The sequence below is a fragment of the Candidatus Filomicrobium marinum genome (assembly GCF_000981545.1).
Taxonomy (GTDB): domain Bacteria; phylum Pseudomonadota; class Alphaproteobacteria; order Rhizobiales; family Hyphomicrobiaceae; genus Filomicrobium; species Filomicrobium insigne.
Window position 1 is genome coordinate 3,025,024 of sequence record NZ_LN829119.1, and the last position, 26,476, is coordinate 3,051,499.

Sequence of the window (26,476 nt, forward strand, 5' to 3'; positions counted from 1 at the left end):
GGCCCAGCGCGACGTCGTCGCACTGGGCCCAATCTTTTTTGGAAAGCACCAAAACTTAGTGGCGATGGCGCCGGTGGTGGTGGTGCTTGTGGTGGTGCCGGCGCTTGTGCCAACGGTGATGATGATGGCGGTGACGCTTCCACCGCGGCCGGCACCAGCTACGCGAACCACGATGATACGAACGGTGCCAGCCACGCCGGTCGAGCCTGCACGCACGGTGCCGGCCATGGACCTGGATCACGTTGCTGGTTTCCGTTTTGGCCGCCAAACCATTGGCACCCGAAAGCGGAGCAGCGCTGGCGCTACTGGTGGCAACAGCACCGAGTGCGAACAGGCCGATGGCCGCCGCGAGTAGTTTTTTCATGAGGTACTCTCTCCTTTGGCGTTTCCCGGCGTACGGGCAGAACGTCTGGACCCGGCGAAATCCGTCGCCGAGTTACAATTATTTGCCTGCGGCATGAAGAGCCGCCTACAGACAGGACTTATAATGAGCAATTAGCGCACAAATTTTGGGCTAATTCGGGCGTAAAATTGATTTATCTGTCCGCCCTTAGCCGCGACCTCGATAAGGAGCTACTCCTTGATCGGGAAGCCACACGTCCTCTGGACATTTGCCAACCTGCCAGAATACGTCGATGGGAATGCCCCCGCGCGGGTACCAATATCCCCCGATGCGCAGATAGTGGGGAGCGATCAGATCAGCGATACGCTTGCCGATCGTCACGGTGCAATCTTCGTGAAACGCTCCATGATTACGAAACGACGTCAGATACAGCTTGAGAGACTTTGATTCGACGAGCCAAGCATCAGGCACATAATCGATAACCAGATGCGCAAAGTCGGGTTGGCCAGTCACGGGACACACGGATGTAAATTCAGGCGCCGTAAACCGTGCAAGGTAATGGGTGTCCACATGTGGATTTTCTACACGCTCAAGGACAGCCTCTTCCGGAGCCTGAGGAATAGCTGCCGCATGGCCAAGTAGCGTTACGTCTGGTTTGCTGCCCATATTATTTACTCCGCCGCCAGTGGCATGCGTCGATCGGGTCCATCATAGACACAGCCTTCCTGGCAGGAATCACGTGCGACTTCGACACGCGCCAAACCTGGCACCCGATTGGCAAGTCGGTTCCAGAGCCAGATCGTGATGCGCTCAAGCGTCGGCGCTTCCAAGCCTTCGACATCATTCAAAAGCCGATGGTCTAGCGCTTCGCGCGCATCAGCGATCGCCCCCGAAAGCTCGTCGAAATGGAACACGAGGCCGCTATGCGCATCCGGCTCTCCTTCCACCCAGATACGCGCGCGAAATGAGTGCCCGTGCATGCGGGAATTTGGATGGCCAGGAGGAGCGCTGGGCAAGTAGTGCGCCGCCTCGAAATTGAAGTCCTTATATATTCGCATAAGCCGTCTCTAAGAGATTTTTTCAGCCATTACCAGCAATTGACCTACCAATCAGGCGATGCCGATCAGTTTGTGCGTCTGCAACGACAATCGCCATTCTGGATGTTTGCGACAGTAAGCCACCGCCGCGGCGGTATTGGCCGCAAGATCAGGGCCATCCATGGGCTGAACGTACCTATGCCCAAAGTCAAGGTATGCAAGATCCTCTGGATCGAGACCCGGCTGCGGATAGACCAATTTTAGCTCATGCCCATGAATTTGCTGCAGTTTTGCGCCGGATTTCGGACTTACACAGATCCAGTCAACGATATCAGGAACTGGCAACGTCCCGTTGGTCTCAATTGCGACCTCAAAACACAGTCGATGCAACTCATCAATCAGCGCGGCATCAACCTGAAGCATCGGTTCACCGCCAGTCAGCACGACGAAACGCTCGTTCTCCCCGCCAGCCCAATTGGACAAGATCGCTGAGGCCAAATCCGGGGCAGTCCCGAATCGGCCGCCCCCCGTGCCATCCGTACCGACAAAGTCCGTATCGCAGAACTGACAGGTCGCTTCGCTCCGGTCGACTTCACGTCCCGACCAGAGGTTACAGCCGGCAAACCGACAAAACACGGCAGCCCGGCCAGCGTTGGCGCCCTCTCCCTGCAGCGTGAGAAATATTTCTTTGACGTGATACATGGCGCAAGCAGTTGCCAGCCGTGACGGCCATGTCAAGTGGGCCGAATGACTTGCACAAATCAGGGTTGAAAGAGCAGGTCGTCTCGAAGGCGCAGCAACTGCCCTTCTGGATCCGAAGCCGGCCACTCATGATGGCCTGCCCGCCCGTACCAATACTTTGCATTTTCCTTATCGCCTTCGAGGCGATGTAGAACGGCGTGGATGTAGCAGGCATTGGCATCTGTATCGTTCTTTTGAACGATGGCGTGAGCCTTGTCGTTTTCACCTGAAAGGATCAGGTCAATCGCACGGATTAGCTCTTTGCGGCTTGCCACTTTTCCCATCCTTTCTGCCGCAGCTGACAAGCCGGACAATGTCCGCAGCCATAGCCCCACTCATGCAGCCGGCCTCGTATTCCGAGGTAGCAGGTATGTGTCTCGTTGATAATCAGGTCGACCAACGGCGCGCCGCCAAGTTCTTCCGTCATGACCCAGGTCGCCGCCTTATCGATGAACATCAACGGCGTATCAATCTTAAAAGTTCGCCCCATACCGAGCGAAATCGCCTTCTCCAGCGCGTCGAGCGTCTCTGCACGGCAATCTGGATAGCCGGAATAGTCGGTCTCACACATACCGCCAACGAGCACTTCAATGCCGCGCCGATAAGCAACGGCAGCTGCATACGTAAAGAAAAGTAAATTGCGTCCGGGAACAAACGTTGACGGCAATCCGGCCACCGTCATTTCAATTTCGCGGTCACGCGTTAGAGCCGTATCGCTGATTTTGCCAAACTCAGGCAGTTCGAGGAAATGATCGTCTCCGAGCCGCTCACCCCAACGCGAATTCAGCTCCGATATGCGCGCGCGCACCCTCAATCGCGCATCAAGCTCAAGCGCATGCCGTTGACCGTAAGCAAACCCGACCGTTTCAACGCGCTCAAAGCGGTCCAGCGCTGACGCTAAGCAAACGGTGGAATCCTGGCCACCCGAGAATAACACCAACGCACTATCGAGCATCGCCGCCCACCCTCAAACTCCTCATGTTCGGACTTTGGCCCAATGTAAGAAAAAAGGGCTGCCAATGGCAGCCCTTTAAGAGTTTGGGTCGGGGGACCCAAATATTTATCGTTACATCAGAACTTGATGCGTGCACCGCCGACAACGGTGTCGAACTTATCTTCGTTAGGATCGACAAGTCCAGCCGTGCCGCCGTCCAGCTCGTAGTGGCGATAGCTGATGTAAAGATCCATCGCCGCAGCGTCGATCTTCTGGACAGCGCCAAGGCCCCAGAAGGTCGCTGTACGATCAGAACGATCTTCCTGCTCACCGCCCATGGCGAACAGCGTCGTCTTACCGATCGTGAACCACTTACGCTCAAGACCACCGCTCAAGAACCAGAAGTGCTCTTCATCAGCGAAGTCATCGGCGTCACGTGTACCGGCCGAGGTCGTGACGAACAGACCCGTCGGCATGTGCATGATGGACAAACCACCGTTCAGGACTTCAATAGCCGGATCATCCGTAGGGCCAGCGCCATTGTTGCGATCCGTGTTCTCACCGTAGGCGATACCTGCAGCAATCTTGAAGCCACCGTGCTCACCGGCATAGCGCAGAGCGACGTCCCAAAGGTCGTCTTCACCCCAAGCAGCCGACACTACGAAACCGCCCATGGTTGGCGTATCGTAACGAACAACGTTAGCGCGGTTGAACTCGTAGTTGCCGAATGCCGGGCCGCCCATGTCGTTCTGCATGATGGCCGAGCCAGCCTGCGAGGACGACATACCGTCAGCAACGCTGGCGTTCGACAGGTCGATTTCCGCGATGCCCGAGTTTGCCGTGTCGGCGAAACCGACGCGAACTTTACCCCAGGTATTGCTCTTGATGTACCAGTGCGCCTGACGGAACTCGGGGATGTCCGCGCCCTCGTCGTTGTCTTCGCGCACCTTCGTAGCGTCGGCCGTCTGCCAACCCAGCTCGATGTTGTAGCCGGCTTCCAGGTCGGAATTGATCGCCGCTTTACCGCGGAACCCAAAACGGGTGTTAGAGGTCTGCGGATCAACGACGTAGACGTTGTCCTCAAAACCATCGTCCCACCACATCACGGCGGTCGTGACCTGGCCATAGACTTCCAGGCTTACCTTGCGGTTGCCCTTACGAGCCGTCGTTGCTTCAAGTTCTGCAACGCGCTCTTCAAGGTCTGCGCAGCAGTCACCGCCGAGGTCGGCAGCGCTAGCTGGCGCCGTGTAAGCTGTAAGAGCCAGTAAGCTGGCACCGGCGACAAGACCGAGAGCCGTTGTTTTGATTTTTTCCGTCATGTGGTTTTCCCCGCGCGAGGCCTTTTGCTGTTTATGAACTTGCCCCCGGCCACTCAACATAAAAACTCTACTGCAGACCGGCTTCCGATGAAGGCATAGGCGATTCGATATGGATCAAGAACCGCTTGTGGTGCTTGGATCAGACGCCTGTGGCGAATACGATACAGTTATCCCTGTCGAAACGACCGATTAACTCTGGCGCGATCAGCAGAGCTACGGTCTCTGAGAGTCCGAAAAGACGGGCGTAAAAGCCCCTAGCCCGACACGCACCGCCTCGGCTAAGAATGCGCTTCGAGTTGAGGGAATTTCCCCAAAACTGACGCTTAAGAACTGAACCTGCTTGGGCAGACGCATCGTCGAGACGGCGATTAAGGAGCAAGAATGACGGCAATTATCGACATCATCGGTCGCGAAATCCTCGACAGCCGCGGCAATCCTACCGTTGAGGTCGACATCATTCTTGAAGACGGAGTGATGGGCCGCGCAGCAGTACCCTCGGGCGCTTCAACGGGCGCACACGAAGCTGTGGAACTGCGAGACGGAGATGCCTCACGCTTTAATGGCAAAGGCGTAACCAAAGCCGTTGACGCTGTGAACGGAGAGATCTTCGACGCGCTCGTAGGCATGGATGCTGAAGACCAACGCGGTATCGACGCGGCGTTGATAGCGATTGACGGAACGCCAAACAAAAGCCGCCTCGGCGCGAACGCCATTCTTGGCGTCTCCCTGGCAACAGCGCGCGCCGCAGCGACCGCGTCAGAATTACCGCTTTATCGCTACATTGGCGGGGTCACCGCCCATGTTCTCCCCGTTCCCATGATGAATATCGTCAACGGTGGCGCACACGCGGACAATCCGATCGATATTCAGGAATTCATGATCATGCCGGTCAACGCACCGTCATGCGCGGACGCCATCAGGACCGGAGCTGAAATTTTCCACGCTCTAAAGAAAAACTTGAGTGCCGCCGGTCACAACACGAACGTCGGAGACGAGGGTGGCTTCGCCCCCGGCCTTAAGTCCGCAGACGAGGCTTTGAGCTTTATCATGAAGTCCGTTGAAGCGGCCGGTTACAAGCCGGGCGAGGATGTCATGCTCGCGCTCGATTGCGCCGCAACCGAATTCCACAAAGACGGCAAATACAACCTATCCGGCGAAGGCAAAACGCTCGATTCCGCCGGAATGGCGCAATATCTCGCTGATCTCGTCAACCGCTATCCCATCATCTCGATCGAAGATGGAATGGGTGAAGACGACTGGGACGGTTGGTTAGCTCTGACCGAATTGATTGGCAATCGCTGCCAACTAGTAGGCGACGATCTATTCGTCACGAATACCGAGCGGCTCTCCAAAGGAATCGAAAAAGGCATCGCCAATTCCATTCTAGTGAAGGTTAATCAGATTGGGTCCCTGACAGAAACACTCGATGCGGTCGCCATGGCCCAGCGCGCTGGATATACGGCCGTGATCTCCCACAGGTCCGGAGAAACTGAAGACTCAACGATCGCCGACCTCGCAGTTGCGACCAATGCAGGTCAGATCAAGACAGGCTCGCTCAGCCGTTCAGACCGCCTGGCGAAGTATAATCAGTTAATCCGGATTGAGGGAGAACTTGGGGACGTAGCTCAATACGCCGGCCGCAGCGTAATCCGCGCTGGACGGAGTTAAGCTATCATAGATTAGGCTCGAAACAAGCAAAAGCCCCGCAAGTCGCTACGACGCGCGGGGCTTTCCATTTAAAGATCATCATCTACACCTAACCCCAGAGCGCATTTGCAAAAAAATTGGGTCTTGTTCACACGCTCTTAAGACAGCGGAGGCTATGACAGGGGGGTTCCCACTCCAAATCTTTTTCAGCGTATTGTGAGTTCGAACAAAGTGTCTCGTCGCACCTTCCAAGTAAGGCGGCCTAAGCTGTCGCAGGCTACGGTGTTGCTTGCCTGCCTGAGTTTCACAGCTTACTTCGCCCACCACGCGATCCACGGCCGACACGGTCTCGAGGCTCGCTCCAGATTGATCGATCGCTCCACTCTGTTGGAGTTTGAGATCAAGAGTCTCGAGGCCGCCAGGTCGGCACTGGCTCGCGACGTGGCACTCCTCAATCAAAATCCGCCGCACCCAGATCTCGTCGAAGAGATTGCGCGCGGCGTACTGGGCTACGCCCATCCCTCAGACCGGATTATCGTGCTCCGCGAGTAAAGGTGACGCCTGTAAGCGCTACCTCCAACGCTATCAACGGCAATATCCTCAAGACTTCCCGCCCCTTTGTGCCGTTCAACTGGCGCAAATTTTGAAACGGGGTTAGGCATCATTGTCCAATGGATCGCGGCAGCCCGGCATGGTCTGCTACGTTCCAAGACTGACATGTTTGAATGATGCGCGGCGACATACGCCGAGGAGTTGCCCAAATGGATATCGACGACGACCTCCCCGAGGAACTCGACCTACCCGACGGCGTCGTCGAGGCGGATGAAGCTATCGAGGTCCTTCGTGCCTGGGTCGCTGACGGGGCGTTGCACGTTATCTTTGATCCCGAAACATTCCATGATGATGTATCCGAATGGGGCCGCCTCCTCGCCGACGTCGCTCAGCATGTCGCCAATGCCGTCGAGATGGACGGCCAAATGAACCGCTCCGACGCGCTGGCCCAGATGTATGATGCATTCGACCGCCACGTTCATTCAGACCAACCAGGAACGACCGGTCGGATAAAAGGTCGCACGGAGCACTGATACATCCGTTTCTGAGCCGGGATACCGATGCCCATCCAGATCCTGCTGCCGGCACTACCCCCACGGACGCCACCCGCGCGCTTAATGCGCTGGCGCGTGTCCGTCGGCCAGCAGATTGCTGTTGGTGACATCATTGCCGACATCGACACCGGACAAGCGACAATCGAGGTCGAATCCACTGTCTCAGGCCGCATAAAGCGCATTTTGGTGCCGGAGAACACGTGGGGCATGCCGCCTAACGTTGCCCTGGCGCTTCTTGATCCCGACGATAGCGGCGTTGAGAGCAGCGGCGAGCCGACTGACGAAGTTTGGCGACCTCTCGATGCGCCGAGACGCAGTGCGACCAAGCCTCAAAATCAACAGACGCGAACACCCTCTCCCGAACCGCAACGGCAAGCCGCCCCCCAACGGGAACAGAGGGCCACGCAGCCACCGCAAGACACTCACTCGCGCTGCTCGAAGCATCTCGCTTCACCCCGGGCGCGCAGCTTGGCAAAAACCTACGCCATTGATCTGGACATGGTGCGCGGCTCAGGGCCTGGAGGCCGGATTGTTAGCCGGGATGTCGAAGCTGCGCTCAAAGCGAACCAAGACACGCCAAGCGAAAAGCCCGCACCGAAGAGGCGTCAAGTTGAACACAACAAGTCGCCAAGCGCCAATGAGACGGCGTGGGAAGCCGAGATCAGGCCCTCACTTGCGAGTCCAGCACCATCGCCGCCAAAAGTCAGAGAGATTCCTTCCTCTCCCGTGACACCACATATGGCCACGCGCGCCACCTTGCTTGAAAGAGCGGCACAGGAAATCCCGTGCGCGCGCCTCACGATTGACTGCATCGTGGATGGCTTGCCTCGCCTGCGACGCGTCCATAGCGGTCAATCGGGAGATTTCGCCACTCTGCCCGCCGCGACTTCACCTGGCGTCGTTTTCGCAAAGGCGTTGGGCTTGGCGCTCTATGATATCCCAGCCGCGAACGTCACGTGGACACCAAAAGCGCTGCTGCATCATCAAACAGCAGACGTCGCCTTCGCAGTCCTTATTCCAGAACTGCAAGTCTCACCGGTCATACGTAACGCCGACACGCTGACTTTGGATGAGATTGCCGAAACCGTAATCGACCTAACGCAGCGCGCCCACACCAATAATTTGGAGCAAGCTGAACTAGAAGGTGCCGCCGCCGTTATTCTTGACCTCGGCGCCTATGGCGTACGCTCATTCGAACCCGTGGTCGAACCTCCACGCGCGCTCAGCTTAAGCCTCGGGGCAAAGGAACACCGGCCAATAGTAATTGACGGCCAAATCCGCAGCGCGTCGATAATCAACTGCACATTAACATGTGATGTTCGCGCGATACCGATCGCTGTCGCCGCCGAATTGCTCGCAACTATCAAGGCCTTAGTCGAAGAGCCCATGAGCATGCTCAGCCCTCCGATCGGCACTCCTCTCTTCAGTGTCTGAATCGCAACGCCGCGCACCTATCCACACTTTACCACCTATCGTCCGACGCAAGCCTACCGCAAGGTAGCTTTGAACCTTGAGGCGACTCACCTGCCATGCTTCAGATGCTGTAGCGGTCCGACGGGGAGTCGGTGACACATAACGGGACTTAGGGGTGATCTATGTATCAAGGCAAACTCGTTTTAGGACTCCTGCTGGGTAGCGCACTAGCTCTCGGTGGTTGCGCCGCTGATGGTACCAGTTTGCTGACGACCGGATCGTTAGGCGGCAATGAAACCAAAGTTGCCGAGAGTGATCGCATCAGCCCCGAGTGCATGAAGCTCATGGCGAAGATCCAGGAGTTGCGCCAGGAAGGAACCCCGGATCGGGTTGAAAAGATTTCCAGTGGCAAAAGCTCGACGGTGAATATCAAGCGCTCAGCACTCGCGAAACTGACCGAGTTGGATAAGGCGAACAGCGAGTTTCAATTGAAGTGCTCGAAGCTCGCCCCGACAACCGCAGCCGCGGCGACACCAGCTCCGGCAGCCGGAGCGACGGCGGCGCCAGCCAAGCAAGCAGCTACGACCGCAACAAACACCCAGCAAGCTGCCGCTGCAGCTCAATAACAACGCATCGGTTTTGATCGCATCACATTGGCGGGCCGGATTCCTGGCCCGCCAATGTGCATTTTGCCTCCGAATTGAGCGATTTCCGAGCGTCGGCAATCTCAATAAGTTCAGCAAAAAACACATCCACGAGCCAGCAGCACGCTTGCTGTGGTGCAACAAGGACACATCGTTGCCGCGAGCCCTTGCTAACCGGCTGCGGCTGTGATGAAACCGCTATTAATTACGGGACTTTCGAATCGGAGGGAGACGTGTCGAAGTCTACTGCAGACACGCGTTTCATGAAATTTTTGGTCGTGGCCGCAGCAGCGATGCTGATTGCTGGTTGCGCCAATGAGGGTGGCAGTGGCTACGGCGATCCGGGTGCGAGAGCGTTACCGGCGGGTGAAAGCTGCAAATCCATTCGTGCGGAACTCAACCGCATGGACGCACGCGGAATTCCGTCCAAGGTAGAAGCTGTAAATGCCGGACGCAGCGTCTCCTCAAAAGATCGCGAACTCGCGAACCGCTATAACTCGCTTCTCAATAGTTATTTGGGTGCGCGCTGCCACGTGTAAGCGGCTCTGCGTCACCATGTTGTCTACGTCGGGTTGAAGCAATCAGAACGGGGGGCGTGATCAGCGTTCCCTCGTACTCATGAGATCTGTGCGTTAGTCTTCGGACGAGCCGGGACTTCAATTGATCAACTGGCAACGGGATAATCGCGCAATGGACCGCCGAACACAGCAACTTCTAATCTTCCTCCTGATCGGCATCCTCGCCGGTTGGCTTGCCTCTATTGTCGTCGGCGGGGGCGGGCTGATCCGATATCTCGTCACCGGTGTGATCGGCGCCTTCGTTGGCGGGTATCTCTTCGACGCGCTGGGTATCCGCCTCGGCATACGCAGTGCACTACTGAGCCAGATCATCACAGCGACGATCGGCGCTATCGTCGTCGTACTTCTGGCCCGCCTGATCGCCTAACCTGCTTCAAACAAAATCGATTTAACTGGGGCGATACCATGGAAGACGCGCTCGTCTATCTCGACAACCCATGGGTTGTCATGGTGATCAACGGCCTGATTGCAGGCTGGTTGGCTGGTCTCCTGCTCGGCGGCGGGGGCCTGATCCGTAATTTGATCGTCGGCATCCTGGGCGCGCTTCTTGGCGGACTGCTGGTCCAGTTGGGCGTTATTGCTCTCCCACCCTCGGTCACCGATGTAACCAGTCAAGTTCCGTTCGGAACGCAAATTCTGGTCTCGACCATTGGTGCGATCATCGTCGTTCTTCTAGCAAGGCTGATTGCGCGCTAAACGGGGACGAGACTACGGCGGACGGAGGGGTTGATCGGAGGGCCTATTTAGCCACCTAATAGTGCGTCACAGCACACAACATAGGTTTGCCCCCGATCATCATGGTTACTGTTATCGACAAGGTTTCGCCGCCGGAACGCCCGCGCCACCCGGAAAAGGCCCACCGGCCTGACACGGAACGCTTACCCAAACCGTCATGGATCCGGATCAAGGCACCCAGTTCGGACGCGTTCGCCAAGACGCGCGCCATAGTGCGCGAACACAACCTGCATACCGTCTGCGAGGAAGCTGGCTGCCCCAATATTGGTGAGTGCTGGACGAGCCGTCACGCTACCATGATGATCATGGGCGACACCTGCACGCGCGCCTGCGCATTCTGCAACGTGAAAACCGGCCTTCCTTTACCGCTCGACAAGAACGAACCCGCACGCGTCGCCGATGCCGTTGCGCGCTTGGGGCTACGCCACGTCGTCATCACGTCCGTGGACCGAGACGATCTACCTGACGGCGGCGCCCTTCATTTCGCTCAGGTCATCGAAGCTATTCGCGCGGCAACACCCAGCACAACAATCGAGATCCTTACCCCGGATTTCCTGCGCAAGGATGGCGCACTTGAAACGGTCGTGGCAGCCAAACCCGATGTGTTCAATCACAACCTGGAAACAGTCCCGAGCCTCTATTTACGTATCCGTCCAGGCGCGCGGTACTTCCACTCTTTGCGCCTACTTCAACGCGTCAAAGAACTCGACCCCTCTATGTTCACGAAGTCAGGGATCATGGTGGGACTGGGTGAAACACGCGAAGAAGTCCAACAGCTCATGGACGATCTACGCTCTGCGAATGTCGACTTTCTCACCATTGGCCAATATCTGCAGCCCACGCTGAAGCACGCAGAGGTGAAACGTTACGTGCACCCCGACGAATTCCACAGCTATGAACGTATCGCTCTGACGAAAGGCTTCCTGATCGTTTCAGCAAGCCCCTTTACGCGTTCCAGCCACCACGCAGGTGAGGACTTCGCGCGTCTACGCGCTGCCCGCGAGGCTCAGCTGCAATCGCTCAACCAGCGACAAACAGCCGATTGCCCAACGCCTGCGCCCTGATAAGAACGACGGGATCGTTACCGGAACAGGCTCGAAACTGAGCCAATCAAATTTACAGGCTCACGAAGGCCCATGCCCAGCTTCTCAACTCGACATCGCATGTCCTGGACAGCCAAGCAGATGTTCGATCTGGTCGCTGACGTCGAAACCTATCCGCAGTTCGTTCCGTTATGTGAGAATCTCACCATCACGCGGCGGGACGAACACCCCGACCATACGATGCTCGTTGCTCGCATGGACGTCGGCTACAAGGCGATCCGGGAGAACATGACGACCCAGGTTTTGCTGGAGCCCAACGAGAACCGCATCCTTGTCAAATACCTCCATGGCCCCTTCAAGCACCTCGAAAACCGCTGGAGTTTTCACGACGCGCCTGACGGCTGCGACGTAGATTTTTATATAACCTACGAATTCAAATCGATGATGCTGCAGATGCTGATGGGCGCGTTATTCGATCAAGCATTTCGCAAATTCACGAAAGCTTTTGAAGAGCGGGCCCGCAAAGTGTACGGCCCATACGGCCTTGCCGCTTCAGCGAGCGGATGAACGCTCAATCCGCATCGGAACGACGGCGTCTACTGCAATTCGCGTTTTCTCGCCATCCCAATGGCCTGCGCCAACCCGATCGTGTCATTGAGCTTGGCGCCATCTAAAATCGCGCCGGTAAAGTCAGCGCCCGCGACATCGGCTCCACTGAGATCGGCCCCGGAAAGATCCGCATCGCACAATCGTGCATCACGCAAGTTGGCTCCCCTCAGCTTCGCAAAGGCCAACATCGCGTGGCCGAGATTAGCACCGGTCAGGTTGGCGCCCGAAAGGTCGGCCGACCGCAAATCGCTACGCCAGATATTCTCGATAAAGCCTGTCCGGCCGAATGGTGCCAGAGTTGCTCCTGACATATTCGCCCCACGGAAGCTCGCGCCGTCAAAACGCCCGAACAGCTTCGCGTTCGTGAGATTCGCATCCGTGAAATCTGCAGCCTCCCCAGCACGAGGAACAAGCTCATTTGAGGTTGATGGCCGCAATAGACTGGCCTCGGAAAGGTTTGCGCGCACAAATCGACTGGAGATGATCACAGTACGATCGAGACGAGCCCTGACCAGATCAACGCCACTGAGATCGGCGCCTGACAGATCCGCTCCAAACAGATCCGCTCCCGATAGTTTCGCGGCCTTAAAATTTAGCCCTGCGAGATCAAGCTGCGAAAGATCATGCCCGGCAAAGTCAACCGGAGTTCCTGCGTCGGCCGCAAAAAGCCTCTCGGTCATATCTCGCACGCTGAAGTCGGCAGCAAAGACGACGCCAGTTCCAGCGAGAAAAAGCCCCGCCACGTAGCATCCAGCGATAGCTGAACCTCTAAAACCGCGACACCAAGCAAGAGCCATTTTATTAAATCTCCGACCTTTACCCTCAGGCGTCAGGATCAGCGATCATACCGCGAACGAGATCAAAAGCTGCTGCGACGGTTAGTTCACGCACTTGATTACGGCCGACATCACCGAAGCGCTTCTCTTCCACGATACACTCACGGTTCCTTCGTGCTGCCGCAAGATAAACAAGCCCTACTGGCTTCGTGGCGCTACCGCCTCCCGGTCCCGCAATCCCCGTCACAGCAACGCAGATATCCGCATGAGCATGGTCCAAACCACCAAGGGCCATCGCACGCGCCACATCCCTGCTGACCGCCCCCTGCGTTGCGATGAGTGCAGGACTAACACCGAGCAACTCGCTCTTCGCCTCGTTGGAATAGGTAACGAACCCGCGCTCAAAAACTTCCGACGAGCCGGCAACGCTCGTAAATGCAGCCGCGATGAGCCCGCCCGTACAGCTTTCCGCCGAGGCAACTTTGAGATCTGCTGCGCGCAATTCGCCCACCAGGCGAACCGCATCCTTTATCATCACGGCATTCAGCATGGACAGAACCGATCTCCATTATCGCCCTACCCGACGCGATACGAAAAAAACGGCGCGCCAGATAAGCACGCCGTCTTATGCAATCACAACTGCCAAACCTCGCCAACCCGGACGAGCATTCACCAAGTCTTAGGCCGCCACGAGCCGTTCGGCCTGAACCAGAAGCCCATCCAGGATATCGCGGCTCTCAGCGCCCATGGCCTTGGTTGCCCGTCGCTGAGCATCTGACCAAATGGGATAGGCGTCGCTCAAAACAGCCTGACCTTTTGGCGTCAGATGCAATCCGCGGCCACGACGTCCAGCCGGAGGATCCATAACGATATGGCCCAGCGCCAGTAGCCGCTTCAGGTTGCGCGACAGTGTTGATTTCTCGATGTCGAGTTCGTGGCCGATCTCCACGGCCGTGATACCATCGCGTGCAGCCAACTGCGCCAGCAACGTGTATTGGCTCGCCGTAATGCCCAAAGGCCGCATCGCATCGTCATAGACGCGCGTCACGATGCGCGAAAGCTGACGCACGCGCGTTGCGAGACACGACGTAGCTGTGCTATCGGCGATTTCCTTAATCGATGGCTCCTGCATGACAGGACGATCGACGGTTTCGGCCATCATATTCATCTGGGCCCCCCAAAAAGCCGGATTGTGTTCATACAACCCCTAATGGCGCGATTCTCTCCACAGGGCAATCAAAACCCCGTCACAATCGAACCTAAATCGTAGGGGGCGGCAACTCTGCGAAGCGCAAATCAATCAATGGGATGCTGAAGTGAGGCGAACCGGCAACGCCACTCCGCCATCCAGCCCCCTAATACGGCAACAGAACCGTGGCGCTTGCCATTGCCGCGAGACCTTCGCCCCGACCGACAAAGCCAAGCCCCTCCATCGTCGTTGCCTTCACGCCGACATTCCGAATATCGATTTCGAGGATCGCAGCGATCGCCGCACGCATCGCATCTCGATGCGGACCGATCTTAGGTGTTTCTGCCAGCAACGTGACGTCAACGTTACTGATACGGCCCCCGCGTTCACGCGCCCGACGCGCCGCATCCTCAAGAAAGATATTTGATCGCGCCCCTTTCCACTGGATGTCACTTGGCGGGAAATGCGCGCCGATATCACCATCACCCAGGGCTCCAAGGAGCGCATCTGTGAGAGCATGAAGTCCAACGTCGGCGTCCGAGTGGCCAACAAGACTGTGGCTATGTTCAATGCGCACCCCACACAGCCAAACATGGTCACCGTCGCCGAAGCGATGAACGTCGAAGCCCGTTCCAACGTGCGGGACAAGGTCACGATCTCTCGATGATAGAAGTCGATCAGCCAGAATGAGATCCTCCGCCGTTGTCAGCTTTCGATTTGCGCTGGAACCCTCAACTACAACGACATCCAGGCCCGCCCACTCAGCAATGGACGCATCGTCGGTAAAGCGGTTTTCACCCGAAGCCGCGGCCTTTCGATGGACGTCTAATATTTCAGCGAAGGTGAAGCCCTGCGGAGTCTGTGCGCACCACAACTCCTCGCGGGGAATAGTGGCACCTATGCGCCCTCTGTCATCGACGCGCTTGAGCGTATCAGCCAAAGCGCTCGCCGCAATCGCTCCCCTCGCTCCTGCTTCGAGCGCGGAGATAACCCTATCAATGATCTTGGCATCGGCGAACGGTCTAGCGGCATCATGGATCAGCACGACGTCGGGGTGTTCCCCGGCCAGGGTTTCAAGCCCGGCAAGAACAGATTGCTGACGTGTGTCGCCACCGACGATGGGAGCGCGCAACTTCATCGAGCAATCCCGAGTAGCGCCGAGATACAACTCCTGATCGTCAGGATGAATCACGACGGCGAGCAGATCGATTCGGGGATGAGCGTCGAACGTATCAATAGAGCGCCGAAGAACAGGAACACCGCCGACCAAGGCATATTGTTTCGGCGATCCGATCGTCCCGCCGGCTCGATGTCCCCGCCCCGCGGCGACGACCAATGCTGCAACCTTCAAAGTCTTAGCCTTTTTGCTGCGCCCAGACGCGCCTTCATACCTACCGACTGGGATTTCAGCAATTGCCCCGGCAAAAGCGTGCATGACGCACTTGCGAAAGAAATCTGCCTGCCCTAATCTGCACAATACCAAGGCATAAAAATTACATGCACAAAAAGTAGGCCAATCTGGATGAGCATGATACCCGCCGGCCCCTTAACTATCGGCCGACATACGTCAGAAAACGCCGTACTCCTCGCGCCAATGTCAGGGGTGACGGATCTGCCGTTCCGCCAACTCGCCCACCGTTTAGGGGCAGGCTGGGTCGTATCCGAGATGGTCGCCAGCTCCGAACTTGTCGCACAGCGCTCTGACGTCCTGCGGCGTGCAACTGGCTCCGAGCTGACACCGTTCGTTGTGCAGTTGGCCGGACGCGAAGCCCGTTGGATGTCCGAGGGCGCGAAAATTGCCTGCGATCTAGGCGCTGAGATTATCGATATCAACATGGGCTGCCCGGCGCGCGAAGTGACAGGCAAGCTGTCAGGCAGCGCCTTGATGCGGAACCCAGAACACGCGCTGGGCCTCATCGAAGCTGTCATCGAAGCTGTCGACGTCCCCGTCACGCTCAAAATGCGTTTGGGCTGGGATCAGGACACGATCAACGCGCCCGAACTCGCCCGCAAGGCCGAGAGTGCCGGAATACAGCTCGTCACAGTCCACGGCCGCACCCGCTGCCAGTTTTTCAAGGGCAAGGCGAACTGGGCCAGGGTTGCCGAAGTCAAAACCGCCGTCAGCATTCCCGTCATCGTCAACGGCGACATTACGACGCCGGACGACGCGAAAACCGCCATGGAGCTCTCGGGCGCCGATGGCGTCATGATCGGGCGTGGAGGATATGGCGCTCCTTGGCAGCCCGGACGTATTGCACGAAGCTTAGCCGCCGGACGCGATATGGGTCCGCCATCACTGCCCGAACAAAAACGCATCGCCTGTGAACACATAACCGCGATGCTGGCCCACTATGGCGAAGCACTCGGCCTGCGCAATGGCCGCAAGCATATCGGCTGGTATCTTGAGACTAGCGGCCGATTAACCAGCGAGCTGAAATCCTGGCGACGGCGCTTGTGCACGGATGACAACCCCATTCGCGTCTTAAAGGGGCTCGCTGAATTCTATGATCACGCCGGCGAGGTCGCCGCATGATCGACAAGTCCGACAACGCCGGCGGCAAATCAAAACGCAAGGCTCCCACGAAGAAGCCTGCAAAGAGCGCTGCAGCCCAGGGCAAGCCAAAAGCCGGAACCGCACCAAAAGCGAAAACCGTGAAGCCCGAAGCCGAAGCGTCAAAGCCGACGTCCACGCCCATCACACCGACGCTGAAACCCGTCGAAACACAGATCCTTTCAACGCCCTCGGCAGAACCACCACCCTCGCGGCCTGCCTTCACGCTGGCGCCGGATTATCGCATCAAGCGGCGCCCGGGTCCGAACAAGCTTGCTTCAGCAGCCGAGATAAATGCACGGTATCCGCTGACCCAGGAAGCCTTGCTGGCAGCGCTGCCACATCCAATCTTTGTCATTGCACACGACAACCAGTTCATCTTCGCAAATTCCGCCGCTGAGTCCTTCTTCTCGACGTCGGAAGCAATGCTACGTCGCGTACGTCTGGATGATCTGCTCGGCTTTGGCTGTCCGCTCATCGCGCTTGCTGAGCAAGTGCGCGAGACCGGCTCGACTCTGAACGAATACGAAGTCGAGGTTGTCACCCCACGCTTCTCCGGCCCCAAATTGGTCGATGTCTACGGCGGGCCCATCATCGAGGTGCCGGACGCCGTCGTCCTTATGCTGCAGCAGCGTTCCATGGCGCACATGATTGAACGCCAGCTCACACATCGCGCAGCGGCACGCTCGGTGTCGGGTATGGCTGCCGTACTGGCCCACGAAATCAAGAATCCGTTGTCGGGAATTCGCGGTGCGGCACAGCTCCTGGAACAAAACCTCTCTGACGCCGACCGCGCACTCAGCCAGCTCATCTGCGCCGAAACTGATCGCATCCGGAAACTCGTTGACCGCATGGAAGTGTTTGGCGACGAACGCCCCCTAGTCAAAGAACCAATCAACATCCACGACGTACTCGACCACGTACGTCGCCTGTCCGAAAACGGCTTTGCTAAAGGCATCACCTTCGTCGAAGACTACGATCCTTCGCTTCCGCCCGTACCAGGCAAACGCGATACGCTGATCCAGGCGCTTCTCAACCTCGTCAAAAACGCCGCCGAAGCCATACGCGATCGCGAGCACGGCCGCATCTCGATACAAACCGCTTACCGTCCCGGCGTCCGCCTCTCGGTCCCCGGCACTGAAACGCGCGTCGCCCTGCCACTGATGATTCAGATCGAGGACAACGGACCTGGCGTTCCCGAATATCTCAGGCCGCACCTGTTCGATCCCTTCGTCACGACGAAGCCACAAGGAACCGGACTCGGCCTCGCCCTCGTCGCCAAGATTATCGGTGACCACGGCGGCGTCATCGAATGTGACAGCGAACCCAACCGAACAATCTTCCGCATTCTGCTGCCCACCCACGACCAGCCGCGATTAGGCAAACCTGGCTGACAGCAAGAGAAAGGCAAAGCATGGCTCGAGGTACGATCCTCATCGCAGACGACGACACGGCGATCCGCACCGTCCTTAATCAGGCCCTCGCTCGTGCAGGATATTCACCGCGCGCCACTGGCAATGCTGCCACGCTGTGGCGCTGGGTATCTCAGGGCGAGGGCGACGTTGTCATCACAGACGTCGTGATGCCCGACGAAAACGCTTTCGACTTGATTCCAAGAGTTAAGAAAGTCCGGCCGGATCTGCCGATAATTGTCATGAGCGCCCAGAATACGCTGATGACCGCTCTGACAGCAGCCGAGAAGGGCGCCTTCGAATATTTGCCCAAGCCCTTCGATATCAACGAAGTCGTAGCCATCGTCGGCCGTGCACTGCATGAACCGGCGCGCAAGCCAGCACGCACAGCAGCCGAGGGTGAGGGCGATGAACTCCCGCTGATCGGCCGCTCGCCGGCGATGCAGGAGATCTACCGTGTGTTGGCGCGTCTCACGCAGACCGACCTCACCGTTATGATCACCGGCGAGAGCGGGACAGGTAAGGAACTTGTCGCACGCGTCCTCCATGACTTCGGCCGACGGCGCCAAGGCCCGTTCGTCGCGTTGAACATGGCCGCCATTCCACGCGAACTGATCGAAAGCGAATTATTCGGTCACGAGAAGGGCGCCTTCACCGGCGCACAGGTGCGCACGCAAGGCCGCTTTGAACAGGCTGAAGGGGGAACGCTCTTCCTCGACGAGATCGGCGATATGCCGCTCGAAGCTCAGACCCGTCTTCTCCGCGTGCTCCAGCAAGGCGAGTACACGACAGTCGGCGGCCGCACACCTATCCGCACCAACGTTCGCATTGTCGCCGCCACACACCGCGAGCTGCGCACCCAGATCCAACAGGGTCTCTTCCGCGAAGACCTCTACTATCGGCTCAATGTTGTACCCTTACGGCTGCCGCCACTGCGCGAGCGCGTCGAAGATATCGGCGACCTTGTCCGCCACTTCCTCCGCCAAGCGGCGCGGGAGGGACTTGGCCAACGCGCCATCGAAAGCGCAGCCATCGAGCGCCTGCGGCTCCATCCCTGGCCCGGCAACGTTCGCGAACTCGAAAACTTCGTCCGACGCCTTGTCGCTCTTTACACGCAGGACACGTTGTCCGCTGAAGTTATTGATCAGGAGCTTGCAACAGTACTGCCGCAGTCGACGGGGGACGTCGATGACCCGGCGAGCCTGGGCGAACTAACCGAGCGATATCTGCAGGGTTATTTTTCGGGCTTTGGAGGCGACTTGCCACCCGCAGGCCTCTATGACCGCGTGATCCGCGAGGTCGAACGCCCACTGCTCTCCGCCGCCCTCGCCGCAACCCGTGGCAATCAGATCCGTGCAGCCGAACTCTTAGGACTTAACCGGAACACGCTGAGGGCCCGCATAAAAATGCTTGATATCAAGGTCTTCCGTTCTCCTCAGCCTTGATCTTGTCTGAGGAAAACAGCCCGAGGTAACAATATTTTTTGCCGCTCATCGCCCGTTTCCTGCCACACTTGTTGCGTGGATACTGCTTTTAGGCTCGCTTCCGTCGCGAGAATGTCACAGTTTTAGACCTACTTGTGACTGACACGCGCCAGTGTTGCGTACCAGTCGGCAGAATTGATCGCGCCGTATGTGGAATCCAGGACGCCCGGAGCTAATCCGTGCGGGAAACGAGACGTAATGCCCTCAATTGTTGAAACGCTCAGGACCCGTACGCATAGTGCTGCTGCATGGCTCAACAAGCACACCCAGCTTGTTGCGATGCGGCTCCGCACAATCCTGAACCAGGTCGGTGACGATGAACAACCCGGTCTCGACCCTGGTAAGCTGATGGTCAGAGTCGGCTTGGTCACGGTTGTCCTATCGCTGATATCCGCGCTTCTGACCTTTCTTATCCTGACCGGCCTCACACCCATTGTACCGCGCCCTGAGGTTGTCGTTGGCGCGCTATTTCTGAACGTCAGTCTGATCATTGCGATGATCATCATCGTAGCCTCGCAAATCAGCGGGCTCGTGCGGGCATGGCGCGAAAAGGTGGCAGGAGCCCGCCTGCACATCCGGATCGTCGGACTGTTCTCTCTGATCGCCGCGTTGCCTGCGATCCTTCTCGCCATCGCGGCGACTGTGAGTTTCGCCCGCTCGCTAGACAACTGGTTCTCGGACCGCGTTCGCGCAATCATCGACAACTCAGTGGATGTCGCCCGCACGTACGTCGCTGAACACAGCCAGGTCATTCGCACCGACATCGTCAACATGACCCGCGACGTCAACGCGGCAGCTGATGAAGTCTCGAAGGATCCAAAAAGGCTGAAAGAAGTCATCCTGTCCCAGGCCGCCCTGCGAGACCTGCCGTCAGCATTCCTCATCGACAATGCCGGAAAACGCGAACTGACAGCGCTGGAAGACCAGAAACTACCATTCACATTGCCCACCCCTGCGGCCATCCACGAAGCTGAGGCAGGGCAAATTCCACTCTCCGTATCGATGCGCGATCACCGCATCTCAGCGATAGCAAAGCTCGATGCGTTCCCCGGAAAATATCTCTACGTCAGCCGCGGCATCAGCCCGACCGTCCTGCGCCATCTCGACCAAACGGAGCGCAATGCCGCCGAATACACGGCGTTGCGTCGCGCCCGCGGCGGCCTCAAATGGGCGCACGGTTTGATGTACTTGACGATCTCCATGACAGCGCTGCTTGCTGCTATCTGGGCGGGCATGTGGTTCGCCGGACGCTTCGTCGCGCCCATCCGACGTTTGATTGCAGCGGCCCAGGAAGTCTCAACGGGGAACCTACAAGTCGCTCTGCCTGAAAAGCGCGGCGAAGGGGATCTGCGGCGTCTGTCTCAAACCTTCAACACCATGACGCGCGAACTCAAACATCAACGCGACGCGCTTGTCACGGCCAACGAACAACTCGAAATCCGCCGCCGCTTTATGGAGGCCGTTCTTTCAGGCGTATCCGCCGGCGTCATCGGCCTGGACAGCCAAGACCGCATTACCCTGGTTTCGCGCTCCGCCTGCGAACTCCTTGGTGTCGAACAAGATGACCTTGTCGGCAAACCATTCACCGTCGCCTTGCCTGAACTCGCACAGGTCCTGGAGAAGTCCAACGAACCTAATCTCAAAGCGCGACCGCAGGAGCAGATCTCAACCGTCGTTGAGGGCGAAGAACGCACATATGCAGTCAGGATCACTCATGAAAAGGCCGGAGACCAGGACGTCGGCTCTGTCGTCACGTTCGACGATGTAACCGAACTCGTTGTCGCCCAGCGCACGAGCGCTTGGGCTGATGTAGCCCGCCGCATTGCCCATGAGATCAAAAACCCACTAACGCCCATACAACTGTCGGCCGAGCGTCTTCGCCGTAAGTACGGAGAACGTATTGAGGGTGACCGTGAGACCTTCAACAAGCTGACGGAAACAATCGAACGTCAAGCCGGTCACATCAAAGGGATGGTCGACGAATTCGCAGCTTTCGCCCGGATGCCTAAACCCGAAATGAACCCTACGGACGTACGGGATGCCGTCCAGGAGGCCGTTCTGTTGTTCCGGGAGGCGCATCCCAACATCGAGTACCCGCTGGAAATCCCACGCGCTCCAATCTCTAGTTTGCTGGACCGAAGGCTGATCTCTCAGGCCGTCACCAACCTCGTGAAGAACGCAACCGAGGCCATTGAAACCGCTGCTCAGTCAGGTGACAAACCTGCCGACTGGCATGGCCGCGTAACGACGCGCGTGCGCCCCGAAAGTGATCGCGTCCACATCGAGGTGATCGACAACGGTACCGGGTTGCCACGCCAGAACCGCACGCGTCTGTTGGAGCCCTACGTCACGACGAAGGGCCACAAAGGCACGGGACTCGGCCTCGCTATGGTGCAGAAAATCACTGAACAGCATGGTGGCACCCTGACACTCGAGGATGCCGCATGCGTAACCGGAGAAGACACCACAGGCGCCGTCGTCCGCATAACGCTACCGCTCCAGGAGAGCCCTCATAAAACCGCCGAAAGCGGCGGATCCCCCAATACAACCGATCAAACAGAATCCCCGGCGACGACAAGCGGCTGAACCGCAAACACGTCCCCTGCGACACTAAGGAGCCACCGATGCCTGCTGATATTCTGATCGTCGACGATGAAGCCGACATTCGCGAATTGATTGCTGGAATCCTCGAAGACGAAGGTCACGCAACCCGCGTTGCACGTGACAGCGACGAGGCCCTGCGCTCCATTGAAGAGCGCCGTCCACAACTGATCATCCTCGACATTTGGCTACAAGGTAGCCGTCTCGATGGCCTCGAAGTTCTTTCCATCATCAAGCGCACTTATCCAGAACTGCCCGTGGTGATCATTTCCGGCCATGGTAATATTGAAACCGCGGTCACTGCCATCAAGCGCGGTGCCTACGACTACATCGAAAAACCGTTTAAGGCAGACCGCCTGATCCTCGTCACCTTACGAGCGCTGGAAGCGTATCAGCTTCGCCGCGAGGTCAAGGAACTCCGCGAACGTTCCACAGTGTCGGCCGAGATGATCGGCAAATCGGTAGCCGTAAATCAGCTGCGCAATCAGCTCGAAAAAGTCGCGCCCACCAACAGTCGCATCATGATCCGCGGCGCGTCCGGGACCGGCAAAGAACTTTCAGCGCGCGTCATTCATATGAAGTCGCACCGTGCGGAAGGCCCGTTCGTCGTCCTCAACGCAGCGGCCATGGCACCCGAACGCGTCGAAGAAGAACTGTTCGGCACGGAGGACCGCGTCGGCGGCCCACGCAAGGTCGGTGCTCTCGAAGAAGCACACGGCGGCACGCTGTATATCGATGAAGTTGCCGATATGCCGCTGGAAACCCAGGGCAAGGTACTGCGCGTTCTCGTGGAACAGAAATTCCTCCGTTTGGGCGGCTCACAGAAAGTTGCCGTAGACGTTCGCATTATCTCGTCGACGAGCCGCGATCTCGACCTCGAAATGCGCGAGGGGCGGTTCCGTGAAGACCTTTATCATCGCTTGAGCGTCGTGCCGCTCCGCGTGCCAAGTCTCGCCGAGCGCCGCGACGACATTCCCGAGCTGATCAACTATTTTATCGCCCAGCTCGCGCAGGCCTCCGGCCTTGCGCCACGGCGCATTGGTGAAGACGCCATTGCGGTTCTCCAGGCCCATGACTGGCCCGGGAACGTTCGCGAACTGAGAAACAACATTGAGCGTCTCATGATCCTCGCCGGCGGGGACCCGAACACCGTGATTACCTCCGATATGCTGCCGGAAGAAATTGGCTCTAACGTGCCCCTACCCGTTAATGGCGGCGCTGAGCACCTAATGTCTTTGCCGCTGCGTGAGGCCCGCGAGATCTTCGAACGTGAATATCTGCTAGCCCAAATTAACCGGTTTGGCGGCAACATTTCACGAACGGCCGAGTTTGTTGGCATGGAAAGGTCCGCTCTACACCGCAAACTGCGCGCGCTGGGCGTATCCTCCGACCAGCGGAGCAGTGAAGCGCGCGCCAGCTGACGTGAAACCCAGGCCGCAAAGAGGAGTTGACCGCAGCGCCTCAATCTGGCTGATCTTCGCCGTGTCGATGAATATTCGCATCGCGGTAACAGCCGGTTGAGCTGCCCCCCTCGGGGCGGCCATGGAGCACCATGAAAGTTATTATCTGCGGAGCAGGTCAGGTAGGCTCCGGCATCGCCGAGCGGCTATCTGTCGAGGGTAACGATGTTTCCATCATCGATGCCAGCCCGAAACTCGTTGAGCGCGCCAACGAAGCGCTCGAGGTAAGTGCCATCGCCGGCAATGCCGCGCACCCCGATGTCCTGGAGCGCGCTGGTGCCAATGACGCGGACATGCTGATCGCCGTCACCCTGCATGACGAAGTCAACATGGTCGCCTGCCAAGTCGCGCACACTCTTTTCGACATCCCGACCAAGATCGCTCGTGTACGCGCGCAGACGTATCTCGAGAAGCAATGGTCTCGCCTGTTCGCCCGAGAATCCATGGGCATCGACCACATCATTTCGCCTGAGATCGAGGTCGGCAATACGATCCTCCGCCGCCTTGAGCTGCCCGGTGCGTTTGAAACGGCAACGTTTGCCGACGGTAAAGTGACAATGGCCGGCATCTTCTGCGGCCCCGACTGCCCTGTCGTAGATACTCCGCTGAAGCAGCTGACGGAACTCTTCCCCGACCTGCCCGCCATCACAGTCGCTCTCGCACGCGACGGCAAACTCTTTACACCGCGTGGGCAAGACCAGATTGAGGAAGGCGATGAGGTCTACCTAATCGCCCCAACCGAACAGATTGCCCGCATCCTCAAGATATTTGGGCACGAGGAACGTCAAGCCCGACGTGTCGTTATCGCAGGAGGTGGCAACATTGGTTTCTACCTTGCCCACTCAATAGAAACGCGCGATCCCAACCTTCGCGTCAAAGTCATCGAAAAACAACGTGAGCGCGCTTTCGAGATCGCCGAACAACTCGACCGTGCTGTCGTCCTTCATGGCTCCTCCTTGAGTGAAGACATGCTGCGAGAAGCCGACATCACATCCGCCGACACGCTCGTCGCCGTGACAAATGACGATCAGATCAATCTGCTTACTTCGGCGTTGGCAAAGCAGCTCGGATGCAAATCAAGCCTTTGCTTGGTCAACAGTGCCGACTATTCAGGCATGATCCGCAGTCTCGGCATCGACGCGCAGATTGATCCCCGTGCGACTACGGTAAGCCGCATTCTCCAGTACGTGCGTCGGGGACGCATCCGCGGTGTTCATTCCATCCATAACGGGACAGGCGAAATCATCGAAGCCGAAGTCCTCGAAACGGCTCCCATCTTGCATCATCCGCTGCGAGATGCTCCGATATCGGAGGGTGTGCGTATTGGTGCCGTTTTGCGCGATGGTGAGGTCATAAAACCAAACGGCGCACTCGAATTGGAGGTCAAAGATCGGGTCGTACTGTTTGCCGGCGCCGACTATGTTCGCGAAGTCGAACAGATGTTCCGTGTCAGCCCCGACTACTTCTGAGACTGAGAACCCGCTCGAGCGGCTATAAGGTCCGCGCGAATGCGTAAAGTTGAGTGCTGCAATGACCCGTGTCATCTACGTCAACGGCCGCTACCTGCCCTACCACGACGCCAAGGTTCACGTCGAAGATCGAGGTTTCCAGCTTGCCGATGCTGTTTATGAAGTCATCGAAGTCAGCGATAACTCCTTAGTTGATGCAACTCGACATTTGACCCGATTGTGGCGCTCGCTATCTGAACTCTCCATCTCCCCACCAATGAGTGAACCCGCCCTGCGCCATGTTATGGGGCAAACCATACGCCGCAATCGCGTGCGCAATGGCTTGGTCTATTTGCAGGTGAGCCGCGGAGAAAGCCCTCGCGACTTTCTTTTCCCGGATCCCCCGGTCCCCCCAACGCTCGTCTGTCTGGCGCGTGCAACGATCCCAGCTCAAGTCGATCAACGAGCGGAAACAGGCATTCACATTATCACCATGCCCGAAACGCGCTGGAAGCGTTGCGACATCAAAACAGTTATGTTGCTCCCGGCCTGTCTGGCAAAGCAACAAGCCCATGCACAATCAGCGAGTGAGGCTTGGTTCGTTGATGCAGAAGGTCTCATCACCGAAGGCGCTTCAAGTAACGCATGGATCGTCGACCGTAGCGGCCGATTACTAACGCGCCCGCTGGACAACACCATCCTGCCCGGCATCACGCGTCGAACCGTAATGGATACGGCAGCCTCACTTGGCCTCGTTGTCGAAGAGAGCCCCTTCACCGTCGCCGAAGCGTTGGATGCTGCCGAGGCTTTCATAACATCAGCGACCAATACCGTAATGCCCGTCATTATGATCGATGGACAAAGGATCTCATCGGGGACACCCGGTCCCTTGTGCCGACAACTGCGCCGAAGTTTTGCCCGTGTAGCTGAGCATTCTCCGGTCGGTTATGTTCCCTCAAAGCTCGAAAACCAGGCATTCGCGCCCTAAGTTCACTCAACGAGCAAGAACATGCGAGGTCGCTGCTGAATTTATCAAATACCTGAGGTACAGTAGCTCCGTGCACAAGCACGTCACGACGGGCGCTTTTTTCAGCCCGATCCAAAAGACGAGAAAAGGCGGAAAGAAAAACTATGCCGGCAGAGCGAGTCCAAAGCCTTCAGGACACATTCCTGAATTACGTACGTAAGAACAAAACTCCATTGACAATTTTCCTTATCAACGGCGTAAAGCTACAAGGCATCGTCACTTGGTTCGACAATTTTTGCGTGTTGTTGCGCCGCGATGGTCATTCCCAGCTTGTCTACAAACACGCTATTTCAACCATCATGCCGGGCCAGCCAGTACATTTGATGGATGTAGAATCCACTGAGACAACGACCGGGTAGGTCCCCATAGACGATCGCAC

The 26,476-nt window shown here is 57.7% G+C and carries 29 protein-coding genes; 18 read left to right on the forward strand and 11 right to left on the reverse strand.

The annotated features are described in order from the left end of the window. Positions 1–55: 55 nt before the first annotated feature. The 7 genes from YBN1229_RS14165 to YBN1229_RS14195 form a co-directional block, all read right to left on the reverse strand. The gene (locus YBN1229_RS14165; RefSeq protein WP_076605330.1) at positions 56–364 is read right to left on the reverse strand and encodes a hypothetical protein; all 309 of its coding nucleotides are present in this window, start codon (positions 362–364) and stop codon (positions 56–58) included. Between the two features lie 186 nt (positions 365–550). After that, entirely contained in the window at positions 551–1,009 is a 459-nt protein-coding gene (gene queF / locus YBN1229_RS14170; RefSeq protein ID WP_046478608.1) for a preQ(1) synthase, read from the reverse strand. Positions 1,010–1,014: 5 nt separating this feature from the next. Beyond that, entirely contained in the window at positions 1,015–1,401 is a 387-nt protein-coding gene (locus tag YBN1229_RS14175; protein WP_046478607.1) for a 6-pyruvoyl trahydropterin synthase family protein, read from the reverse strand. Between the two features lie 51 nt (positions 1,402–1,452). Continuing rightward, positions 1,453–2,082 carry a 7-carboxy-7-deazaguanine synthase gene (gene queE / locus YBN1229_RS14180; protein WP_046478606.1) on the reverse strand — a complete coding sequence of 210 codons (630 nt, stop codon included), beginning with the start codon at positions 2,080–2,082 and terminating at the stop codon, positions 1,453–1,455. Between the two features lie 59 nt (positions 2,083–2,141). Then, entirely contained in the window at positions 2,142–2,396 is a 255-nt protein-coding gene (locus tag YBN1229_RS14185) for a hypothetical protein (protein ID WP_052743958.1), read from the reverse strand. Beyond that, complete coding sequence (gene queC / locus YBN1229_RS14190) at positions 2,375–3,076, reverse strand: 7-cyano-7-deazaguanine synthase QueC (RefSeq protein WP_046478604.1); 702 nt, start codon at positions 3,074–3,076, stop codon at positions 2,375–2,377. The genes YBN1229_RS14185 and queC overlap by 22 nt, the downstream gene beginning before the upstream one ends. Positions 3,077–3,192: 116 nt before the next feature. Continuing rightward, positions 3,193–4,374 carry a porin gene (locus tag YBN1229_RS14195; protein WP_046478603.1) on the reverse strand — a complete coding sequence of 394 codons (1,182 nt, stop codon included), beginning with the start codon at positions 4,372–4,374 and terminating at the stop codon, positions 3,193–3,195. A gap of 381 nt (positions 4,375–4,755) precedes the next feature. Here YBN1229_RS14195 and eno point away from each other — a divergent pair, with 381 nt between their 5' ends. From eno to YBN1229_RS14245, 10 genes are all read left to right on the forward strand, one after another. Beyond that, a complete protein-coding gene (eno, locus tag YBN1229_RS14200; protein ID WP_046478602.1) occupies positions 4,756–6,042 on the forward strand; it encodes a phosphopyruvate hydratase in 1,287 nt (428 codons plus the stop codon). A 210-nt stretch (positions 6,043–6,252) separates the two neighbouring features. Continuing rightward, positions 6,253–6,573, forward strand: coding sequence for an FtsB family cell division protein (locus YBN1229_RS14205; protein WP_244466773.1), 321 nt, complete (start codon positions 6,253–6,255; stop codon positions 6,571–6,573). Between the two features lie 209 nt (positions 6,574–6,782). Beyond that, entirely contained in the window at positions 6,783–7,106 is a 324-nt protein-coding gene (locus YBN1229_RS14210; RefSeq protein WP_052743959.1) for a DUF5076 domain-containing protein, read from the forward strand. Positions 7,107–7,133: 27 nt separating this feature from the next. Further along, positions 7,134–8,561, forward strand: a complete 1,428-nt coding sequence (locus tag YBN1229_RS14215) for a dihydrolipoamide acetyltransferase family protein (RefSeq protein WP_046478601.1) — start codon at positions 7,134–7,136, stop codon at positions 8,559–8,561. 161 nt (positions 8,562–8,722) lie between these two features. Then, positions 8,723–9,166: a hypothetical protein gene (locus tag YBN1229_RS14220; RefSeq protein WP_046478600.1), complete on the forward strand. Its 444-nt coding sequence runs from the start codon at positions 8,723–8,725 to the stop codon at positions 9,164–9,166. Positions 9,167–9,417: 251 nt separating this feature from the next. Next, entirely contained in the window at positions 9,418–9,723 is a 306-nt protein-coding gene (locus YBN1229_RS14225; RefSeq protein WP_244464921.1) for a hypothetical protein, read from the forward strand. A gap of 151 nt (positions 9,724–9,874) precedes the next feature. Continuing rightward, positions 9,875–10,129, forward strand: coding sequence for a GlsB/YeaQ/YmgE family stress response membrane protein (locus YBN1229_RS14230; protein WP_046478598.1), 255 nt, complete (start codon positions 9,875–9,877; stop codon positions 10,127–10,129). A 38-nt stretch (positions 10,130–10,167) separates the two neighbouring features. Beyond that, positions 10,168–10,458: a hypothetical protein gene (locus YBN1229_RS14235; protein ID WP_046478597.1), complete on the forward strand. Its 291-nt coding sequence runs from the start codon at positions 10,168–10,170 to the stop codon at positions 10,456–10,458. 101 nt (positions 10,459–10,559) lie between these two features. Then, positions 10,560–11,561, forward strand: a complete 1,002-nt coding sequence (gene lipA / locus YBN1229_RS14240) for a lipoyl synthase (RefSeq protein ID WP_046478596.1) — start codon at positions 10,560–10,562, stop codon at positions 11,559–11,561. Between the two features lie 72 nt (positions 11,562–11,633). Then, positions 11,634–12,107: a type II toxin-antitoxin system RatA family toxin gene (locus YBN1229_RS14245; protein ID WP_046478594.1), complete on the forward strand. Its 474-nt coding sequence runs from the start codon at positions 11,634–11,636 to the stop codon at positions 12,105–12,107. 29 nt (positions 12,108–12,136) lie between these two features. Here YBN1229_RS14245 and YBN1229_RS14250 read toward each other — a convergent pair whose 3' ends face one another. From YBN1229_RS14250 to YBN1229_RS14265, 4 genes are all read right to left on the reverse strand, one after another. Then, complete coding sequence (locus YBN1229_RS14250; RefSeq protein ID WP_076605329.1) at positions 12,137–12,946, reverse strand: pentapeptide repeat-containing protein; 810 nt, start codon at positions 12,944–12,946, stop codon at positions 12,137–12,139. Between the two features lie 25 nt (positions 12,947–12,971). Then, positions 12,972–13,475, reverse strand: a complete 504-nt coding sequence (locus YBN1229_RS14255) for a CinA family protein (protein ID WP_090230633.1) — start codon at positions 13,473–13,475, stop codon at positions 12,972–12,974. A 129-nt stretch (positions 13,476–13,604) separates the two neighbouring features. Further along, positions 13,605–14,093 (reverse strand): MarR family winged helix-turn-helix transcriptional regulator, encoded by a 489-nt coding sequence (locus tag YBN1229_RS14260; protein ID WP_046478591.1) that lies wholly within the window; start codon positions 14,091–14,093, stop codon positions 13,605–13,607. Positions 14,094–14,280: 187 nt separating this feature from the next. Further along, on the reverse strand, positions 14,281–15,549 hold the full coding sequence (locus YBN1229_RS14265; protein ID WP_082101148.1) for a bifunctional 2-C-methyl-D-erythritol 4-phosphate cytidylyltransferase/2-C-methyl-D-erythritol 2,4-cyclodiphosphate synthase: 1,269 nt from the start codon (positions 15,547–15,549) through the stop codon (positions 14,281–14,283). 87 nt (positions 15,550–15,636) lie between these two features. Here YBN1229_RS14265 and dusB point away from each other — a divergent pair, with 87 nt between their 5' ends. The 8 genes from dusB to hfq all read left to right on the forward strand — a co-directional run bounded on the left by dusB (position 15,637) and on the right by hfq (position 26,456). Beyond that, entirely contained in the window at positions 15,637–16,647 is a 1,011-nt protein-coding gene (gene dusB / locus YBN1229_RS14270) for a tRNA dihydrouridine synthase DusB (protein WP_082101149.1), read from the forward strand. After that, positions 16,644–18,059 carry a two-component system sensor histidine kinase NtrB gene (locus YBN1229_RS14275; protein WP_082101150.1) on the forward strand — a complete coding sequence of 472 codons (1,416 nt, stop codon included), beginning with the start codon at positions 16,644–16,646 and terminating at the stop codon, positions 18,057–18,059. The genes dusB and YBN1229_RS14275 overlap by 4 nt, the downstream gene beginning before the upstream one ends. Positions 18,060–18,079: 20 nt before the next feature. After that, entirely contained in the window at positions 18,080–19,522 is a 1,443-nt protein-coding gene (gene ntrC / locus YBN1229_RS14280; RefSeq protein WP_046478588.1) for a nitrogen regulation protein NR(I), read from the forward strand. Between the two features lie 237 nt (positions 19,523–19,759). Continuing rightward, positions 19,760–22,147 carry a sensor histidine kinase NtrY-like gene (locus tag YBN1229_RS14285; protein ID WP_052743960.1) on the forward strand — a complete coding sequence of 796 codons (2,388 nt, stop codon included), beginning with the start codon at positions 19,760–19,762 and terminating at the stop codon, positions 22,145–22,147. A 38-nt stretch (positions 22,148–22,185) separates the two neighbouring features. Next, positions 22,186–23,583: a sigma-54-dependent transcriptional regulator gene (locus YBN1229_RS14290; RefSeq protein WP_046478587.1), complete on the forward strand. Its 1,398-nt coding sequence runs from the start codon at positions 22,186–22,188 to the stop codon at positions 23,581–23,583. 131 nt (positions 23,584–23,714) lie between these two features. Continuing rightward, positions 23,715–25,091 carry a Trk system potassium transporter TrkA gene (gene trkA, locus YBN1229_RS14295; protein WP_046478586.1) on the forward strand — a complete coding sequence of 459 codons (1,377 nt, stop codon included), beginning with the start codon at positions 23,715–23,717 and terminating at the stop codon, positions 25,089–25,091. A gap of 61 nt (positions 25,092–25,152) precedes the next feature. Then, positions 25,153–26,058: a D-amino-acid transaminase gene (locus YBN1229_RS14300; protein WP_046478585.1), complete on the forward strand. Its 906-nt coding sequence runs from the start codon at positions 25,153–25,155 to the stop codon at positions 26,056–26,058. A 143-nt stretch (positions 26,059–26,201) separates the two neighbouring features. Continuing rightward, positions 26,202–26,456, forward strand: coding sequence for an RNA chaperone Hfq (gene hfq / locus YBN1229_RS14305; RefSeq protein WP_046478584.1), 255 nt, complete (start codon positions 26,202–26,204; stop codon positions 26,454–26,456). Positions 26,457–26,476 lie beyond the last annotated feature (20 nt).